Here is a 15,387-nt window from a genome sequence, read left to right as displayed (position 1 = left end):
GTGGAGAGATAGGGATTTGAACCCTAGAGGGGCTACAAACCCCTGCCGGTTTTCAAGACCGGTGCATTCGACCACTCTGCCATCTCTCCACATCGTGATGCGAGAATAATACTTAGCTGAATCGGCTGTGTAAATAGGAAAAAGTTTGTTTGCTTGTTTTTTGAGCGTAAAGAGGGAGTTTTTTGTAAAAAGGTTTAATTAATTGCTGTTTTTAACTTAAAAGAAAGGGATTGGAGCAGTAAACGGAGGAGCTAAAGAAGGATCTTCGTTAGTGGTTGGGTGTTTACTGCACCGATAAAGTAACCATGGTTGGGGATTACTTGTGTTGTACTGCGCCGCCAAGAGCTAACTTTTTGCCGTAGCGATTAAGTTTTGCCAACATTTTTGCTTTGCGGTTTGTTGGTTTTACGGCAACATGAGTTGCAGCGTTTTGGTTTAATGTATTAATTGGGTTCATTACTTTGCTCCGGGTTGTGTTTGGTTGAAAACGTGAGTATTTTGCAATCAAACTGAACAAAAATAAAACGATAAAAATTGAGTCTGTCGGATAACTTTTTCTAATCCAAAAGCCTTTTATTAACATGGGGTTAAGTTTTTACCTTACTGATATCTTGCATGCTTATGCAGTTTCTTTAACGCTGAAGTGTAGGTAAATAAAGGTTTTTAATTTTTATTATTTTTATTTATGCGTTTTTAGAGTGAGAAAGTGACTAATTATTCAGATTAATATAATTTGAACGAGTGTGGTGTTTTTGCCGTGCAAGAAAAGAAGTAACCGTTGATGTTGATAATAATAAAGCCAAGTGACAAAAAAAATCATAAAAACAGTGTTGATTGGCTACTAAAAGAATGTAAAAAAAGACAGATTGAGCCTGAATTGTATTTAACCACAGGCAAGTTTGAGAATGATTGCGCTGATATAGCGCTTTTGGCTAAAAACCAAACTCAAGTTGTGGTGATTGGTGGTGATGGGACGCTGCATTTAGCTGTTAATGCATTAATGTCGAGTCGCTGTTCTATCGCGTTAATTCCGGCAGGCACAGGAAATGATTTTGCTCGTGGCTTTGCGTGTAAACAACAAGCTTGGTATGACGCTGTTTTTAATAGCCGTACAGAGTTAATCGATGTTGGACAAATCAATCAGCGCTATTTTATTAATGTGGCGGGAATAGGTTTTGACGCTGAAGTCGTGACTCAACTAAATAAAGCCGGAAGTTTTAGCTCGTTTGGCTACACTTGGCAGGGCATCAAGCAGCTATTTTCATTTAAGGCACAGTCACTTCAGGGTGAGTTTAATGGTAAAGCACTCAGCTACAGTAATTTAGCGACGATTTTTGCTAATCATTATTACTTTGGTGGTGGCTTAAAGATTGCCCCTCGGGCAAAGTTAAATGATGGTCAGCTTGATTGCTACTGTATGCCAGCTGGCGGTTTATTGAAAAACCTGATCAGCTTTTTGTATTTACTGCTCGTAAAGCATCATGGTTTGCAAGCGCTAGAATATACCCAGTTAACAACTGCAGAGGTCACCACGAAAGGGTTGGCTATAGAAGCCGATGGTGAGCTTGTTGGTTTTACTCCGGCTAAAGTTAAGATTCACAAACAAGCACTTCGTTTTCATGTGCCATAAAAAAGCGCCGGCAAAATTTGCCAGCGCTTGGTGTTAGAGGCGACATAGTCACTTCTAACTGGGGACGGAGCTTTTTTGCTGCAAGTTACGCGCAGCAAAAAATGCTTTAATTTGTCGAGTAGGAGTCAGCACGATAGCATTACCGAATAACACTAGGCTAAAACCCATAAAGGTATTCGCTTGCCATTCAAATCCTTCAAATAAAGTACTTAACACCACTGCAACCAGTGGGAATAACACGATCACATAGCTTGCGCGCTCAGGGCCGATGTTTTTAAGTAGCGCGAAGTAACAAGCAAATGCGATTACGGTGCCAAACACTGCTAAGTAGAAAAGCGATACCCAATAGCTACTTGGGGCGTTCAACGTGAGCTCAACGTCGCTTACTAAAACATAAGCAGCTAGACCTAAAGCGCTGTATAACATACCCCAGGCATTGCCTTGAAGTACGCCAATATTACGCTGAGAGTTTCGAACGCTGACCATATTTCCCAATGAAGCCACAAAGGTTCCAGATAGCGCAAGTAGTAACCCGACCAACGCACCATTACTCAAGTCGAATTGCTGAATTTGTGGCCAAAATAAGCTGGCAATACCCATTACGCCGAGTAGAGCGCCAAAGTAAATTCGTTTCGCAATTGGCTTTGCGAAGAACAAGCGGGTGTTAATAATGTTCATCAATAGCAACATCGAAAACGCTATTGAGGCCATTGCTGAGGTGAGATAGTTCTGCGCCCAATACAGCACTAAATAATTTAAACCAAAGTTAAATAAGGCTAATAAAGCAAAAAATCCGTGATCACGCAGTGAATAATGCATAGGTAGCTTTTTCATGAGCACAAAGGCCCACATTAAAATGGCTGCAATGGCAAAGCGGTAAAATAAAGAGACCTCAACAGCGACATCACCTAGTTGAAACTCAATAGCTAGCCAAGTCGATCCCCAGATCAGTACTGTAGCAAGGTAGAGAGCGGCGCTTTTCATAGTTAGTACCCAAAAATTGAAAGTATGTTCATTTTAATCCTCTTCTGTATACTTAACATATACAGAAAACTAGAAATGCAACCTATACAGTTTGGTGGGCTATGTCACAAGTTATCAGTCGTAGTAACAGTGAGTTCTTATATCAACAAGTTATTCAGCTAGTTAGAGATCTTTGCTTGCAAGGCTCGTTATTACCGGGTGAAAAGTTACCTTCGCTCAGAAAAATGGCAGACAAGCTCAATATTAGTATTCCTACTGTAAAACAGGCGTATCAATTACTTGAAGGGCAAGGATTGATTGAAGCAAGAGAAAAGTCAGGGTACTTTTTAAAGTCTTCACAGTTAAATCAGTCACGACCAAAGCGAGTTAGGCTCAGTCGAGAGCCTACCACAGTCAATAAGCAAGGCTTGATTGAGCAAGTCTACAGCGCTATCCATAAAGCTAATGTGGTGCCATTTGGTATCGCCAACCCTGTAGCCGCAGCACCAACAGATAAAGCACTGGCACGAACAATGCGCCGAGTAATGACATTAGCGGGCGCATCGGCAATTAATTACGGCCCGATGGATGGCTTTGCACCACTTAAAAAACAACTCATTCATCGCTATCTGGATTTTGGCATTGGGGTTGATAGCGATGAACTAGTGATCACCAATGGTGCTCAAGAAGCGTTGGCGATTGCCCTTAAGTGTGTTGCTAAACCCGGTGATGTTATTGCTATCGAGTCGCCTTGTTATTTTGGCATTATCGAATTAATTGAAAGCTTAGGCTTAAAGGCGCTGGAAATACCGCTGTGCCCCGATGAAGGAATATGGCTAGATGATTTGGCTCAAGCACTCGATGAGCATGATATAAAAGCCTGTGTGTTTTCAACCTCATTAAATAATCCTGTTGGCAGTTTTATGCCTGATGCCAAGCGTGAGCAATTAGTGGCACTTTTAGAGCAGCGTGACGTGGTGCTTATTGAGGATGATGTTTATGGTGACTTACATTTTACAGCTAAGCGTGCCACTCCTGCACAAGCTTATTCAAAAAAGGGCTTAGTGATCACCTGCGCGTCGTTTTCAAAAACAGCTGCTCCCAGTTATCGCATAGGTTGGATCATTGCTGGTAAGTTTGCAGAGCAAGCAAGGCGACACAAACGCGCGCTTAGTTGCTCCGCGCCACTTATAAACCAGTGGACCTTGTATGAGTTTATAGCTAGCGGTGAGTACGACCGTAACATTCGTTTGCTTAGACAGCGCTTAAGTACCAACAAAGAGCGTATGATTTGGTGCCTGCAGCAATATATGCCAAGTTGTGCGCGTATTAGTAATCCGCAGGGTGGCTGTGTTATCTGGGTTGACCTTGGTAGCCAATATGATGCGGTAAAGTTATTCCATTTGGCACTTGAGGCGGGGATCAGTATTACTCCAGGGTTGATATTCTCAGCGGGTAAAAAGTACCGTAGCTGTTTTCGTTTAAGTTATGGCTTGCCTTGGTCTGAGAATTTAGAGCAGGCGATTAAAACGTTATCGCAGCTGACTGTGCTGGCCAAAAAATAAAAAAGCGCAGAGCAAGCTCTGCGCGAAAGGACCAAGTGTTTTGGTTCAGGGATGTTAATTAGTCAATTACTCTGCATTCTGTTTGAAAGTAAATAGTTGATACTCTTTTAGCTCTGGTACTAGAACTACTAGCTCTTGCTCTTTATGAGCGATATCAGCAAAGCTGCCGCATAATGCATCTGCACGCTCTTCAAGTTGAGCTGCCTGTGTTTCTACACGAGCTTCGATTTGTGCGCCCATGTTTTCCATACGTTGCTCAAACTCATCCATGTCGCCACCTGAACCTAAAAGTTCAGAGCCTAGCGCCACTAAAATACTGCCCATCGATTGCATCATGGCTGACTCGACAGCCGATTCGATTTGCTCATCGAATTGGTCTTCAAAGTTTTGGCCAAATTTTTCGAAATTTTGCTGACCCATGGTGAACGCACCTTGCTGATAGAAAGCGTTTTGTACTTCTACGCTGATATCGTCCATTAATTCTGAAATGTCGCTTAGGCCATCAATATTGAAAGCATTTGAGACTTCTTCGATGGCTACACCAGCTATTTTTACACCATCAAGTGCGATATTTGCTACTTCAGGAAGTTGGCTGCGTAAGCTGTCTGAGTAATCTGCAATTGCTTGCTGTTGTGAAGCATCAAGCGACACGCTTTGACCATCGATATATAAAGTGTGCTGATCGATGATTTTCATAGTGCGATTATCGGCTGTGTATACTTCTAACTCGCTTGGTGTGATGCGTACATCATTTATAAATTCAACATCACACTGCTCACCGCTGAATGAAATATTTGTATCATTATCGTTATGAGCCATTGCGCCGGTAGCGATAAATAAAGAACTTACTAACAATAACTTTTTCATTTTTTTCTTTCCTGTTTGAAATGACACAAATACATAATCAAATTGAATGCCAAAATTTATAAGTTCAATTAATTCAATGCCTTGCTGTGTTTCTATGGTTTTTTAAAAATTGCGGGGAATAACTTTTTAACCATTTTTTAGTCAAATTAACTAAAAAATACACATGCATAAATGACTTTTATCGAAACGATAAAAAACTCTCACTTTTCAGAAATCAAATTTAGCGCTATTTATTCACAATATTGACATATGACCTATTTAGCATGGGTGTATGGCTTTATTTTGGTGGTTTTTTAGATACTAAATTACTACTGAGCTTTTTAATCTTTGCCAATTCATCGAGCAAATTTTAATCTCAAGAATTGGTCTCAAACACTTTATGGAGTGGGTTGTGGGTAAGACATTTAGTTATGACGCGCTAGATGACGATTTTGTTGAAGACGAGTACGAAATGGTCGGGCGTAATCAACACGACAAGAAAAAGCAACGCGTAAAGAAGAAGTTGGAAGACTATCTTGAACAAAAACGCTTGCGCAGAAACTTAGGCGACGACGACTTTGACGAGTACTTGAACGACTAAGCATAAATTTAGATAAAGAGGCAATTTGCCTCTTTATTGCTTTTAGGCTTTGTTATTTGCCCAGTGCAGCTGCGATGTCTGACTCGAGCTGTTCAGGTTTTGTCAGTGGCGCATATCGCTTAATGGCCTTGCCATCTTTACCAATTAAAAATTTGGTGAAGTTCCATTTTATTTTGCGGGTGATAAACCCCGGTAATTCTGATTTTAGGTATCTAAAAACAGGGTGAGCATGTTCGCCATTCACATCGACTTTGCTCATCATTAAAAAGCTAACGCCATAGTTAATAAGGCAGCCTTCTTTAATTTCTTTTGCATCACCTGGTTCTTGTTTGCCAAACTGGTTACATGGAAAACCAATTATTACTAAGCCTTGCTCATGATACTTTTCGTGCAGTGCTTGTAAGCCTTCATATTGTGGAGTGAAACCGCATTTACTTGCGGTATTTACAACAAGCACAACCTTGTTTTCAAAATCAGAAAAGTCAACGGTTTGGCCTTGTAGGCTGGTGGCAGAAAGTTGGTGAAATTCGCTCATAATGATAACTTTTTATTATTGTTGCATTGATTCTAACTTGCTTGGCATCTTTCTAAAAGGGTAAATTTTAATCAGCGGTTCTTCTTACTTGGCGTTAAGTATCGTAGCTAACTTAAAATTATAAATAATCCCATACCTGCCAGTGTTGTGTAGTATATGTTATGTGTTTTATAGGCCACGATAACAGACAAAATAGCAGCACTTAGATAAGGATTTTGCCACTCTAGATTTATCCCTTCGTCATTAATAAACACAATGGGCACCCAAATTGCGGTGAGTACGGCTGGGGCGCTAAAACTTAAAAATTGCTGCATTTTCGGACCGACTTTGAATGGTAATGCGCGGTGCAAAAATAAGTAACGTGTGAAGAAGGTAATACACGCCATTAATAAAATGGTGATCATCATAGCGTATGCTCCTCTTTTGCTTGCCAGCGACTAATTAGATAACCAACCGTCATAGCGATAAGAGCCGCGGTGACAAGCCAAAGTTGAAAGCCCTGACTTTTTAATAGTGTTGCTACAACGCCTGCGGTGATCACTGTAGCCAGTGTTGCAAGGTTCTTTACACCCGGAATAACTAAAGCAATAAACGTGGCAGCGATGGCAAAATCAAGACCTAGGTGTGTTAAATCGGGAAGTAAGCTTCCTGCGACAATACCAAGGAGGGTCCAGATATTCCAGGCAATATAAAAACTAAAGCCGGCACTTAGCGCGTAAATAAGGCGCACTTTTGTGCGGTAGGCTTTGTGATGATGCGAAAAAGCAAATAATTCATCTGTTAGTACAAAACTCACTGGCAGTCGCCAACGAAAGGGTTGATCTATTACTTTGTGGCGAATAGCTAAACCATATAAAAAGTGCCGTGAGCTAATAATGAGTGTGGTAAATAAAATAGTTAAAAGCGGCGTGTTTCCTGCCATTAATTCAATCGCAACGAGCTGTGCTGAGCCTGCAAATACCAATAACGACATAGCTTGTGTTTCTAAAGCACTGAAGCCATTTTGAACTGCTAACGAGCCACATAAAATTCCCCAAGGTAACACCGCAAGGCATAAGGGGAGCATGTCGAAAAATCCTTTTAGCAAGGCTCTTATTGTTGATTTATGCATCTTATCGCTCATGTTTGTTGTTATGGCTCAGATCAAAACAGCTGAAATAGAGGTGTGTCAAAATAACTGAAGTTTGCAATAATGTATAGCCGAGCCTGTTGCTGAAATCATTAGCGTCTTTTAAAGGGAAAGTTACAATGTCTAAAGTTAAAGTATGGGATGGCTTTATAAGAAGCTTCCATTGGTTATTAGTTGCGGCCATCGCAACCCTCTATTTTAGTGCTGAAGAAGGTATGTTGGAGCTGCACTTTGCTGCAGGCTACTTCACTCTAGCGCTTATTATTACACGTCTTCTTTGGGGCATTATTGGTAGTAAAACGGCAAAGCTGTCTGCGCTGATTCATTCACCAATCGCCGCAATTAAATCGTTTACAAGCAATGAACATAAGGCGGGTCATGGCGCGGCGGGTAGTTATATGGTGATAGCCTTTTTTGCGTTACTTATCGTACAGTTAACCTCTGGCTTAATGACCAGTGACGATATCTTAACGGATGGTCCACTCGTTGAGCATGTATCCTCAGATACCGTAGAGTTTGCCGGTTGGTTACATCATTTAAACTTTGATATTTTGTTGTATGCCATTGTGTTGCATGTAATAGCGATTGTGATTTACCGCATTAAAGGAAAAAACTTAGTGAAACCTATGCTAACGGGCAGTAGCGACCAAGTTGCGGTTACTGAGCCTGTTACAAAATCGCCGTTGATAGCTTTTGTTATTTTTGCAGTGTGCTTAGTGGTGCTATTTACGACTTGGGGTGCTGAGCCACTCAGCTATTTGCTTGGGTAGGTAATTCAAGACATTAAAAAAGGCGCTAATAAGCGCCTTTTTAGTTCAAATTTTTAACTAGTCTTTGAAAGACTTATGGCAATCTTTACAGCCTTTAGCCCATGCGCCAAATGCTTTGCCAATTACTTTTTTATCGCCGCTTTGTGCTGCAACTGCTAGCTCATCTGCATATTGTTGGAAAGCAACTGCTTTTTTCATAAAGGTTTCGTTGTCGCTCCATACAGCTGCAAGTGCAGATGTATCACCCTTGTCAGAACCCGCTACGAAAGCTTCCCAAGGCATTTTAGATAATGCCGCTGCATTGTCGGCACGCTTTTGAAAACGTTCTGCATCAAAAGGTACTTTTCCTTTTAGCATATCGCCCATGTCGCCAATTTGTACGCGGATCATTGAAAATGCTGCCTGACGGTACTCGATTGCATCGCTTGGCTCTTCAAATACAGAATTTGCTGATGCGCCAAATGCCATTGTTGAAAGCATTGCACCCACTACTAATTGTTTTAATTTCATTCCTTTTGCCCCTTAAGATGTCATAAAAGTAAACTAACTGAGTTGTATCTTAGCTCAATATAATATTCAAGTGTATTGCGGTTAATCTTAACTTAAGTTTAATTTAATCATTAATATCAATATCGGCGAAGATCATGCCACGGCGCATGCTTCTGGTGGCTAAGAAAACCTCGCATAACAAAGATAAAAATCCACATATCAAAAGCGCCATAGCAGCCACAAAGCAGCTAGCAATTGTCACGCTCAAGTTGATAGATTGAATATGTGATAAGAATAGACACATAACCACAGCACATACTAATAAGGCACTGAGTACACTTAAACTAAAGGCGATATGAATGCAGCGAGAGCGTTTCAACAGTGCCCTTAGCTCTGTTGTTAATGACTTATTGAAGTCTTCATCAGTACTGACTTTAAGTTTACGTTCTAACTGCCGAGCTCGATCGGTAATACGTGCCAAGCGGTTTGAAAGCACGCCTAACGTTGCTGCAATACCGGTAATTAAAAAGACGGGTGCAACAGCAGTTTGAATTACTTTTGCCATGGTAAGAATGTTGATTACTTCTGAATTCATTTGAAAGTACTCTATTTATTAAAACTCAACACCTAATTTTCATTTACAAACATTTACAACTGCTCTTCACCATGTAAAGTTATTTATAAACAGTGGGTTGTGATTATTTGTGTGTTTCGATCTTAAATATTTGTAATTGTTTTGTAACTGAAATGTTGTTCTTGTTTGTGTTTCCGTTTTATATTAGTTCTGAAACTTTGTTTCAATCACTATTTAGACGATAACATAACATATCCCAGGGGAACCCATGTCTAATAATCTAATAAAAAGAACAGCAGTTGCTTTGGCTGTGACAAGTGCAATGTGCGCTAGTGCACAAGCTAATGACTTTTCTAAATATAATCTTGCCGGTAAAAAATTAATCAAAGCGAGCGCGGTAACTAAGAAAGAACAAAAAGTTCGCAGTGAAGCAACAAGTTGGTTAATTAAGTTAAATGCTCCTGCAAGTATCAATGCAAAAACAATGGGCGCGGATGTAGCGTCAATTCAAGCGCAAGCTAAAATAGCACAAGCAAGCGTAGAGCAAGCAATTAACAGTATGGACTTGCCTCTTCAAGTTGTTGCTAAAACTTCAACGCTAGTAAGTTCTGTTGTGGTAAATGGTAATAAGCAAGACGTCGCTAAGTTACTATCAAATTCTCAAGTAGAAGGCATTTACCCAGTATACGACTATGAGTTGCATGTTGCTGACAGCGCTGACTATATTGAAGCAACTCCGCTAGTATCTAACGGTTTAGCAACAGGTGAAGGTGTTCGCGTTGCTGTTCTTGATACAGGTATTGACTACACTCATACAGCCTTTGGTGGTGCGGGTACTGACGAAGCGTATGCTGCAGCAATTGCTGATCCTGCTTCAGTTGATTGGCCACAAGGTAAAGTATTAGGCGGTTATGACTACATCAATTATGACGATGATCCAATTGATGTGACAACTAACCACGGTACACACGTTTCTCACTCTGTTAATGGCATCGCGCCAAACGTAGATTTATTTGTTTACTCGGTATGTAATAGCGGTTGTCCTGGCCTTGCACAACTACTAGCGCTTGAGAGTGCAATGGACCCTGATGGCAATGGCGACATTAGTGACCGTGTTGATGTTATCAACATGTCTCTCGGTGGTGATTACGGTGATATTGCAAACGATGCAGTTGGCCTGTTCATCAACCAAGCGGTTAAACTTGGCACAAACGTTGTTATCTCTGCAGGTAATGATGGCGCTTACCCATTCATCGTTGGTGGTCCAAGTACAACTGAAAACGCTCTTTCAGTAGGTGCGATGACTCACCCTACCGGTGAAGAATCAATTGGTAGCGGTACAGTTGATGGTGAAGAAGCGATTGTACAGCCGGCCAGCTTTGGTCCACAGATGGCATTTAACTACACTAATGAAAACTTGGAACTTGTGTACCCTGATGCGAATCAAACGGCTTGTGAAGCGTTTGCTGACGACGTAGATTTTACAGGCAAAGGCGTTATCATCGACCGTGGTGCATGTGCATTCACAGTTAAAGTATTAGCAGCACAAGCTAAAGGCGCAGAGTTTGTTATAATTGCAAACAATAATGATGATGGCACGCCAGCACCTATGGGCGGTTCAGATCCGACTGTAACTATCCCTTCTGTAGGTGTAACATTTGCTGCAGGTACAGCACTTAAAGCGGGCGGTACATTTAACCTAACAGTTGAACGTCTAGTTCTTTCTGGTGCTATTGCTGACTTCACATCACGTGGCCCTTCAATGGGCGGTCTGTTAAAACCTGAAATTACAGCACCAGGTGTTAATATCATGACTGCTCACCCTGGTCTTGGTGATGGTCTTACTGGTGCAACAGGTACTTCATTCTCGGGTCCTATTACTGCAGGTGCGGTGAGCTTATTAAAAGAAGCGCTGCCAGAGCGAAACGCGTTTGAAATTAAAGCGACGTTAATGAACACGGCAAACCTAAATGTGACTATGGAGCCGTTAGCGCTTAACCCTGACGCTGAGCTTGCACCAATTAGTTATATCGGTGCGGGTCTTGTTGATGTAAATAAAGCGGCTAACTTACCAGTTGCTGCTTGGGCTGCAGATACTAAACAAGCAGCGCTTTCGTTTGGTTTAGTAAACGCATCTGAAACAGTTGAGCTTACTAAAACAGTTCAAGTTAAGAACTTCTCTAACGAAGACCAAGTGTACACACTTTCTCTTGAACAGCGTTATGCAGATGATGTTGAACGTGGTTCATTCTCTCTTGACTACCCAGAGTCAATTACAGTGCCAGCAGGCCAAACTATGTCATTTGATGTGACAGCGACGATTGATCCTGCAACATTACCTGAGTGGACATTAACGGATGACAATATCGGCTCACAAGATGCTACGGCTGATTTAACTAACCTAGAGCTTGATGGTGCGTTAATCTTCTCTGATGGTAGTGATGAAGCATTCCACCTTGTATACCACGTATTACCAAAAGCAAATGCAGCAATGAGCTTCATGCCAGTAATGACGACAGATAATGGTGTTGCTCATGAGTTAACGAATACAGGTGCTGTAGCACTTGAGCCAATATTTGCTCCTACAGTAATGACTGATGATGTAGATGAAGACCAACGCTTTGATTTAGTTGGTGCATCAATCGAAACATTTGCAGTGTCTACTGATATCTGTGATAGCGGTTATGTAACTTTGACTACCCTTGTGATGAATGAAGGTATTACTCACTCTTACGTGGGTGGCTTCATGGCTGACTTCGACGTAGACCAAGATGGTACATACGATGTAACGGTACAAAATGGTAAGTTAGAATGGTTCTATGATGTTGAGCCAGGTACAGCAATTACCTTTACGCATGGCTACGGTAGCTCTTCAGGTAACCTTGATAATATTTACCAAATCATAGGTAATAACCACCTCACAATGCAAAGCTGTCTAGGTGCATTTGGCCTTACTGCTGATGATATTGGCCGCGCAACTGCAAATGTACGTTTCCGTACAGAAGAAGCAACGTGGACACCAATTGCATCAGGCGAAGGCGATGTTGCAATGGGCACATATACATTCACTGACGCATCAAGTGACGTATATGCAGCTCTAGTTGATGAATCAGGCGAAGTAGTTAGCTCATTAGAGCCAGGCGCTTCTGCAACACTATTGAACGCTGGTGCAGACTTCATGATCTTATCTGACTCAGGCTCAAAAGCATACGCAGCAACACCAAGCGAAGATGCTGATGTTGCCCCAGTTCTTGATGATGCATCATTCTCTGTAGATGAAAATACTGCGGTAGATACAGTGATTGGCACATTAGAAGCAACATATGGTGCTGAGCTTGCTAACCCTATCGCTGAATACATTGTAGTTAATTCTACTTCTTCAGCTGTTTCAGTGACTGCTTCAGGTGATGTTGTTGTTATGAACAGCGACATGCTTGACTACGATGCTGGCATGATGAGCATTGAGCTTGAAGTTGTGGCGGTAGATTCTGCAGGTAATATCTCTGAATCAGCGATGGTGACTGTTGAAGTTATGAACGTTGCTGACGAGCCAGAAGAAGTTAACCCAGTAATCGATGCTGAGCTTGGTGAGTTCTCTGTTCAAGAAAATGCCGCAGAAGGTACTGTAATTGGTACTGTGACTGCAACTGACCCAGATGCTGATCTGACTCCTATCGCAACATATGAAGTGACAGGTAGTGATAGCATTAGCATCAGTGATGCAGGTGAGTTAATGGTTGCGGGTGCTATCGATTATGAGCAAACAACCTCTATCGAAGTATCAGTAACTGCAGTTGACTCTGCAGGCAATATGTCTGAAGCGGTGACGATTACTATTGCAGTAACACAAGACCCGGCAGAAGATGTTGTAGCTGAAGAACCAGAGAAGAAAAAATCTTCTTCAGGCTCACTAGCATGGTTAACATTACTTGCTGCACCGTTCGCATTTATGCGTCGTCGTAAGCAAAAGTAATTACTTGATAAATAAGTGATAAAAGGGAGCTTCGGCTCCCTTTTTACATTGCTTCACAAAGGCTACTTATATATTGCAGTTTTTTTACTTATATTGGAGACAGAATAATAAAACGAAAACAGGAATCCCATGAAAGTTGGCCATTCACTTTGCCTTGCGGCACTCTCTTTAGCTGTTCTATCAGCGTGTAATAAAGTCCCCGATAATAAAGAACAAGCCGTTATTACAGAGCAAATTCAGATTGCAGCACCCGTCGCCAAAAAAATACCTCATGAAATGACCATTCATGGTGACACTCGTATCGATAACTACTATTGGATGCGTGATGATAAGCGCAAAGATGCCGCTGTTATTGCGCATTTGAATGCTGAAAATGCGTATGTTGAAAGCAAGTTAGCGCATACACAAACACTACAAAACACCCTGTTCGAAGAACTTAAAGGGCGTATTGAGAAGGATGACGATACGGTACCGACAAAAAAAGGGGAATATTACTATTTCTCACAAACGCGCGGTGATGACGAATACCCAGTGTATGTGCGCAGCAAAGATAGCCAAGGGGAAGGTAAGCAGGTTATCTTGAATGTGAATGAGCTTGCTAAAAATCATGACTATTTTGCCGTAACAGGTTTAGCTGTCAGCCCAAATGGCAACTTGCTGGCTTATGGTGAAGACACTGTGAGTCGTCGTATTTACACAATTAAAGTAAAAGATTTAACCACAGGTAAAATGCTCACAGAGAGTCTTGAAGGTACAGAAGGTGATGTCGTGTGGGCTAATGACAACAAAACCTTTTACTACATCAAAAAAGACCTACAAACGCTGTTAGGCTACCAAGTATATCGCCATACACTAGGCACCCCTCAAGCCGACGACGAACTCGTTTACGAAGAGAAAAATACCAGTTACTACACCGGTATTTATAAGAGTAAAGACCAACAAGAAATCTATATTAGCCATGGCAGTACCAGTGCATCGGGTGTGTCGGTTATTGATGCCAATGATGTCAAAGCAATGCCAAAGCGTTTTATTGAACGCGAAGCTGGGCTTGAATATGACATCAGTAAATTAGGCGATTGGTACTACATCGTTACTAATTTAAATGCAGTTAACTTTCAACTGATGAAAGTTCACCGCGATAAGGCTCATGATAAAGCTAACTGGCAAACGCTAATTGCTGGTCGTGATAACGTGAAACTTGAAGGCATTGAGTTATTTAATAATCACTTGGTGTATGAAGAGCGAGAAATGGGGCAAACCCGAATTACTATTCGTGACCTTCGTAACCAACAAGAGCAAGTCGTTGCATTTAATGACCCAACTTACATGGTCTTCAGTTATGGCAATCGTGAGTTAGATAACTCTAACTTACGTGTTTACTATTCAAGTATGACGACGCCAAGCAGCAGCTACGATATCAACCTAGAAAGTGGCGAAAAAACACTGCTTAAGCAACGTAAAGTATTAGGTGATTTCAATCCTGACAACTATGCCTCTGAGCGAGTTTATGTGACGGCTAGGGATGGTGTCGATGTTCCTGTGAGCCTTGTTTATCGTAAAGACAAGTTCAAAAAAGACGGCTCGAATCCGCTTATGCAATATGGTTATGGTTCGTATGGTGCGACCATGGATCCGAGCTTTTCTAGCTCTCGATTAAGCTTACTTGATCGTGGTTTTGTGTTTGCGATTGCGCATATCCGTGGCTCACAAATGCTGGGTCGTCCTTGGTACGAAGACGGCAAGTTGCTGAAAAAACAAAACACCTTTAATGACTTTGTTGATGTGACTAAATCATTAGCAGCTCAAAAGTATGGTGATAAGGATAATATTTTTGCCATGGGTGGCAGTGCAGGAGGCTTGCTAATGGGGGCTGTTGTGAATCAAGCACCTGAACTTTATAAAGGGGTGATTGCTGCTGTGCCTTTTGTTGATGTAGTTACGACCATGCTAGATGCCAGCTTGCCACTGACAACGAATGAGTATGACGAGTGGGGTAACCCGAACGATAAAGTCTATTACGATTACATGCTGTCATATTCCCCGTACGACCAAGTTAAGAAGCAGGCTTACCCAAATATGCTAGTCACCACCGGCTTACACGACTCTCAAGTTCAGTATTTTGAGCCTGCAAAATGGGTTGCTAAGCTACGTGAATATAAAACCGATGATAACCTGTTGCTGTTCAAAACCGACATGGAAGCAGGGCACGGCGGTGCTTCTGGGCGCTTTAAAAGCTTGCAAGATACCGCTTTATATTACGCCTTTATGCTCGATTTGGCGGGTATCGAAAAATAATAACAACGCAGGCATCC

14 protein-coding genes and 1 tRNA gene are annotated in these 15,387 nt (G+C 41.6%); 6 read left to right on the top strand and 9 right to left on the bottom strand.

Annotation, left to right across the window (positions count from 1 at the left end):
• Nucleotide 1: 1 nt before the first annotated feature.
• Nucleotides 2-89, bottom strand: a tRNA-Ser gene (locus AN394_RS12655).
• 227 nt (nt 90-316) lie between these two features.
• On the bottom strand, nt 317-457 hold the full coding sequence (locus AN394_RS22165; protein WP_166341396.1) for a hypothetical protein: 141 nt from the start codon (nt 455-457) through the stop codon (nt 317-319).
• 324 nt (nt 458-781) lie between these two features.
• Between AN394_RS22165 and AN394_RS12645 the strand changes: the two genes are divergently transcribed.
• Nucleotides 782-1,630 (top strand): diacylglycerol kinase family protein, encoded by an 849-nt coding sequence (locus AN394_RS12645; RefSeq protein ID WP_054563713.1) that lies wholly within the window; start codon nt 782-784, stop codon nt 1,628-1,630.
• Nucleotides 1,631-1,684: 54 nt separating this feature from the next.
• Here the strand turns inward: AN394_RS12645 and AN394_RS12640 are convergent, their stop codons facing one another.
• A complete protein-coding gene (locus AN394_RS12640; RefSeq protein WP_054563712.1) occupies nt 1,685-2,614 on the bottom strand; it encodes a DMT family transporter in 930 nt (309 codons plus the stop codon).
• Between the two features lie 101 nt (nt 2,615-2,715).
• On the opposite strand from AN394_RS12640, the gene AN394_RS12635 reads away from it, so the two are divergent.
• Nucleotides 2,716-4,158, top strand: coding sequence for a PLP-dependent aminotransferase family protein (locus tag AN394_RS12635; protein ID WP_054563711.1), 1,443 nt, complete (start codon nt 2,716-2,718; stop codon nt 4,156-4,158).
• A gap of 66 nt (nt 4,159-4,224) precedes the next feature.
• On the opposite strand, the gene AN394_RS12630 is transcribed toward AN394_RS12635, so the two are convergent.
• A complete protein-coding gene (locus AN394_RS12630) occupies nt 4,225-5,025 on the bottom strand; it encodes a YggN family protein (RefSeq protein WP_054563710.1) in 801 nt (266 codons plus the stop codon).
• Between the two features lie 391 nt (nt 5,026-5,416).
• Between AN394_RS12630 and AN394_RS12625 the strand changes: the two genes are divergently transcribed.
• Complete coding sequence (locus AN394_RS12625) at nt 5,417-5,605, top strand: PA3496 family putative envelope integrity protein (RefSeq protein ID WP_082389337.1); 189 nt, start codon at nt 5,417-5,419, stop codon at nt 5,603-5,605.
• Nucleotides 5,606-5,657: 52 nt separating this feature from the next.
• On the opposite strand, the gene AN394_RS12620 is transcribed toward AN394_RS12625, so the two are convergent.
• From AN394_RS12620 to AN394_RS12610, 3 genes are all read right to left on the bottom strand, one after another.
• Entirely contained in the window at nt 5,658-6,140 is a 483-nt protein-coding gene (locus tag AN394_RS12620) for a glutathione peroxidase (RefSeq protein ID WP_054563709.1), read from the bottom strand.
• 107 nt (nt 6,141-6,247) lie between these two features.
• A complete protein-coding gene (locus AN394_RS12615; RefSeq protein WP_054563708.1) occupies nt 6,248-6,547 on the bottom strand; it encodes an AzlD domain-containing protein in 300 nt (99 codons plus the stop codon).
• Nucleotides 6,544-7,251, bottom strand: coding sequence for an AzlC family ABC transporter permease (locus tag AN394_RS12610; RefSeq protein ID WP_054563737.1), 708 nt, complete (start codon nt 7,249-7,251; stop codon nt 6,544-6,546). Before AN394_RS12610 ends, AN394_RS12615 begins: the two co-directional genes overlap by 4 nt.
• A 137-nt stretch (nt 7,252-7,388) precedes the next feature.
• Here AN394_RS12610 and AN394_RS12605 point away from each other — a divergent pair, with 137 nt between their 5' ends.
• Nucleotides 7,389-8,039 (top strand): cytochrome b/b6 domain-containing protein, encoded by a 651-nt coding sequence (locus tag AN394_RS12605; RefSeq protein ID WP_055021665.1) that lies wholly within the window; start codon nt 7,389-7,391, stop codon nt 8,037-8,039.
• A 57-nt stretch (nt 8,040-8,096) separates the two neighbouring features.
• Here the strand turns inward: AN394_RS12605 and AN394_RS12600 are convergent, their stop codons facing one another.
• Together AN394_RS12600 and AN394_RS12595 are read right to left on the bottom strand one after the other, a co-directional pair.
• Nucleotides 8,097-8,549 (bottom strand): cytochrome c, encoded by a 453-nt coding sequence (locus tag AN394_RS12600; protein ID WP_054563706.1) that lies wholly within the window; start codon nt 8,547-8,549, stop codon nt 8,097-8,099.
• 103 nt (nt 8,550-8,652) lie between these two features.
• Entirely contained in the window at nt 8,653-9,123 is a 471-nt protein-coding gene (locus AN394_RS12595) for a DUF2721 domain-containing protein (protein ID WP_054554628.1), read from the bottom strand.
• A 247-nt stretch (nt 9,124-9,370) separates the two neighbouring features.
• Here AN394_RS12595 and AN394_RS12590 point away from each other — a divergent pair, with 247 nt between their 5' ends.
• The gene (locus AN394_RS12590; RefSeq protein WP_055021664.1) at nt 9,371-13,075 is read left to right on the top strand and encodes a S8 family serine peptidase; all 3,705 of its coding nucleotides are present in this window, start codon (nt 9,371-9,373) and stop codon (nt 13,073-13,075) included.
• Between the two features lie 129 nt (nt 13,076-13,204).
• Nucleotides 13,205-15,370: a S9 family peptidase gene (locus AN394_RS12585; RefSeq protein ID WP_054563704.1), complete on the top strand. Its 2,166-nt coding sequence runs from the start codon at nt 13,205-13,207 to the stop codon at nt 15,368-15,370.
• Nucleotides 15,371-15,387: the final 17 nt, after the last annotated feature.

It is taken from the genome of Pseudoalteromonas sp. P1-26 (genome assembly GCF_001401795.1).
Lineage (GTDB): Bacteria > Pseudomonadota > Gammaproteobacteria > Enterobacterales > Alteromonadaceae > Pseudoalteromonas.
Note: the sequence above shows the minus strand (reverse complement) of the source record. Positions and strands in the feature narration are given on the sequence as shown.

Excerpts from the sequence above, each read along its gene's own strand:
- AN394_RS22165 (WP_166341396.1), bottom strand. The coding sequence starts at position 457 with ATGAACCCAATTAATACATTAAACCAAAACGCTGCAACTCATGTTGCC.
- AN394_RS12645 (WP_054563713.1), top strand. The coding sequence starts at position 782 with ATGTTGATAATAATAAAGCCAAGTGACAAAAAAAATCATAAAAACAGT.
- AN394_RS12640 (WP_054563712.1), bottom strand. The coding sequence starts at position 2,614 with ATGAAAAGCGCCGCTCTCTACCTTGCTACAGTACTGATCTGGGGATCG.
- AN394_RS12635 (WP_054563711.1), top strand. The coding sequence starts at position 2,716 with ATGTCACAAGTTATCAGTCGTAGTAACAGTGAGTTCTTATATCAACAA.
- AN394_RS12630 (WP_054563710.1), bottom strand. The coding sequence starts at position 5,025 with ATGAAAAAGTTATTGTTAGTAAGTTCTTTATTTATCGCTACCGGCGCA.
- AN394_RS12620 (WP_054563709.1), bottom strand. The coding sequence starts at position 6,140 with ATGAGCGAATTTCACCAACTTTCTGCCACCAGCCTACAAGGCCAAACC.
- AN394_RS12615 (WP_054563708.1), bottom strand. The coding sequence starts at position 6,547 with ATGATGATCACCATTTTATTAATGGCGTGTATTACCTTCTTCACACGT.
- AN394_RS12610 (WP_054563737.1), bottom strand. The coding sequence starts at position 7,251 with ATGCATAAATCAACAATAAGAGCCTTGCTAAAAGGATTTTTCGACATG.
- AN394_RS12605 (WP_055021665.1), top strand. The coding sequence starts at position 7,389 with ATGTCTAAAGTTAAAGTATGGGATGGCTTTATAAGAAGCTTCCATTGG.
- AN394_RS12600 (WP_054563706.1), bottom strand. The coding sequence starts at position 8,549 with ATGAAATTAAAACAATTAGTAGTGGGTGCAATGCTTTCAACAATGGCA.
- AN394_RS12595 (WP_054554628.1), bottom strand. The coding sequence starts at position 9,123 with ATGAATTCAGAAGTAATCAACATTCTTACCATGGCAAAAGTAATTCAA.
- AN394_RS12590 (WP_055021664.1), top strand. The coding sequence starts at position 9,371 with ATGTCTAATAATCTAATAAAAAGAACAGCAGTTGCTTTGGCTGTGACA.
- AN394_RS12585 (WP_054563704.1), top strand. The coding sequence starts at position 13,205 with ATGAAAGTTGGCCATTCACTTTGCCTTGCGGCACTCTCTTTAGCTGTT.